This window comes from Mongoliibacter sp. (assembly GCF_007692705.1).
In the GTDB taxonomy this organism is placed as follows: domain Bacteria; phylum Bacteroidota; class Bacteroidia; order Cytophagales; family Cyclobacteriaceae; genus Mongoliibacter.
The window spans coordinates 1-2,563 of record NZ_REBN01000002.1 but is presented as its reverse complement, the minus strand read 5'-3'; the positions used below and the strand labels follow the sequence as shown (position 1 = coordinate 2,563).

General features: G+C 41.8%; 2 protein-coding genes. Both read left to right on the top strand.

Features of this window, described 5'->3' with window-relative positions; genetic code table 11:
- The coding region (locus EA341_RS00030) for a Fic/DOC family N-terminal domain-containing protein (RefSeq protein ID WP_293010636.1) at window positions 1-974 on the top strand (974 nt) is incomplete at its 5' end.
- A 200-nt stretch (window positions 975-1,174) separates the two neighbouring features.
- Window positions 1,175-2,320 carry a DUF4221 family protein gene (locus EA341_RS00025; RefSeq protein ID WP_293010635.1) on the top strand — a complete coding sequence of 382 codons (1,146 nt, stop codon included), beginning with the start codon at window positions 1,175-1,177 and terminating at the stop codon, window positions 2,318-2,320.
- Window positions 2,321-2,563 lie beyond the last annotated feature (243 nt).

Below are 2,563 nucleotides of genomic sequence, written 5' to 3'. Positions count from 1 at the left end.
GAAGTGCGGCGATACCCAATCAGGGAATGCTGATCAATACCATCAGTTTGCAGGAGGCCAAAGCTTCTTCAGAGATTGAGAATATTTTCACCACCGATGATGAGCTTTACAAGGCCTACAGTGATGAGATCATCAAACAGGGACCCGCCAAAGAAATCCTGCATTACCGGGAATCCTTATGGAAAGGCCACCAATACCTGGAGTCAAATCAGCAGTTTGATATTCCCTATTTCGAATTGATCTATCAGACCATCACGGGCATGAGTGACGGCATCAGAAAACCTTTTGCACACACTTACATCCGACAGGGTGGATCCGGGCCGAATGCAGGAAAAGCCGTGTACACACCTCCAAGAGGTGATGGAGTAGTAGAAGCCAAAATGGAAAACCTGATCCAATTCATGAATGATGACCAAGCATATGCCATAGATCCGATTTTGAAAATGGCAATGGGCCACCTTCAATTTGAAGCCATCCACCCGTTCAGGGATGGGAATGGGCGGACAGGGAGATTGTTCAACATCCATTTTCTGACCCAAAAGGGATTGTTGGACTTGCCGATTTTGTTTTTGAGTAAGTTTATTTTGGATAGAAAAGAGGATTATTATGCTTTCCTGGCAGGAGTTACCCAACGTGGGGCCTGGAAGGATTGGCTGATTTTTATGCTCAAAGCTGTGGAAAATACCTCAACAGATACCTACCACAAAATCAATGATATACTGGCGGCGAAGGACAGCATCCTGCATGTTTTGGAAAAAGACACTGGTATTAGCAGACCGGAGTCTTTGGTCGAGGCGATTTTTACCCAACCTTACACCAAAGTCAAACACCTTACCGACAAAAAATTCTATGCAGAAAACACCGCCCGTCAATACCTCAACCAACTCGCGGAAATGGGCATAGTCGAACGCCGGGAGATCAGCGGGGGGCATTACTATATGAACCTGGAATTGTATAGGATTTTGGGACAGTAATCTGTTATCCGGAGCCTGTGGCTTCGGATACCTGGTATTTGAGCCTTTGGCTTAAATCTAAATGGAGTTAAAAACTCCTTTACCAGAGCTCCGAAGGCACAACCTTCGGACAACACCTTCTTATAACAACTATTTTTTATGTTAATTCTATTTCGAATTAAACTTATAGTGAGTACATTGTTTATCTAATCCTTGCTCCTATGAAAAAACTTGCTTTTATCCTCTCTTCGGCTATTTTATTCGCCTGCGGCGGAAGTAAAACCGAAATCCAAACAGATTTTTCCAATATCACCTTCTCCATGGATACTGTGGTGGTAGATCCGGGACAGGAAATTATCAACCTAAGATCAGGTCTATGGTTGAGCTCCCTGAGCGAAGATATCAGCAAGCTTTACCTTTGGGACAATCAGGCAACCATGTTGGATATCATTGACTTGGAAGAGTTAAAGCTCATCGAAAAAGTCAAGTTTGAAAAAGAGGGTCCCAATGGGGCCGGTAGCTTTGTATCTTGGTTGAAGTATGTGGAGCCCGACAAGGTAGTTTTGTCAAGTTTCAATAATGTAGGGTTGTTTGACCTTAAAGGGAATAAGGTGAAAACTTACAAAATGGACGATCTGGAAGGCGATGGTCTGGAAGAAGGGGAAGGCTTTAATCAGCGGACAGTTGTAACCAATGAAGGAAAGGTGATGTATGGGATGCTCTGGGGCTGGATGATAGAAAATGAGTCTTTCGCCAAAGCAGATTTTGAAAATAAGACCTTGAAAAAAATTGAACTCCCTGGAATTGAGAACCTGACAGATTATCAAATCATGTTGAAATCCGGTGATAGGACTATGATTATGCCTGCTGCAAAGACACTCAGAAAAGTGGGCAACAGGTTGATTTATTCCAGTGTTGCTTTTAGTGATTTGTTTATAATTGATATGGATAAGGACAGTGTTTATCAAATTTCTTATGAGCCAAGCCTGACGGCAAAAGCCAAAAAAGGAGGATATCCTTCGGAGTTGGATTCCGAAAAGCGCTTCAGGGAAGTGATGGCTGACATACATTCCGAAGTCAATTTTGAGGCCCCGATCTGGGATGAACAAAACAGAAGGTTTTATAGGTTTTCCTACGAGACAATTCCTTCGGAAGAGAAAGAGGGCCCATTGTTGGGATCAGCCCAATCACAATCAATTTCAAAAATTTTTATTAGCATTTTTGATGAAAAATTTAACCTATTGGGTGAGTCAACACTCAAGGACTTAGAAGCTGTGCCACAGTTTCCTTTCGTCAAAGACGGGAAAATTTGGCACTATATCAATGTGGATGATGAATTGGGTTTTGTGAGGATGGCTTTTGATTGATGATTTTCCACTTATTTTGCCTTCGATATGTATATCTCCATGAAATCTGTAACCCAAACTTTCAGATGATCCGGAGCCTATGGCTTCGGATATCTAGTCTTTAGGCCTATGGTTTTAATGTGAATGGAGTTGAATACTCCAAAATCAAAAGTCCGAAGGCACAGCCTTCGGACAGCAGATAATCTGCAAAATTTTTTAAAAACTATAAAAAAAGTTTATAATTCTGTAAATCATAGTTCTACT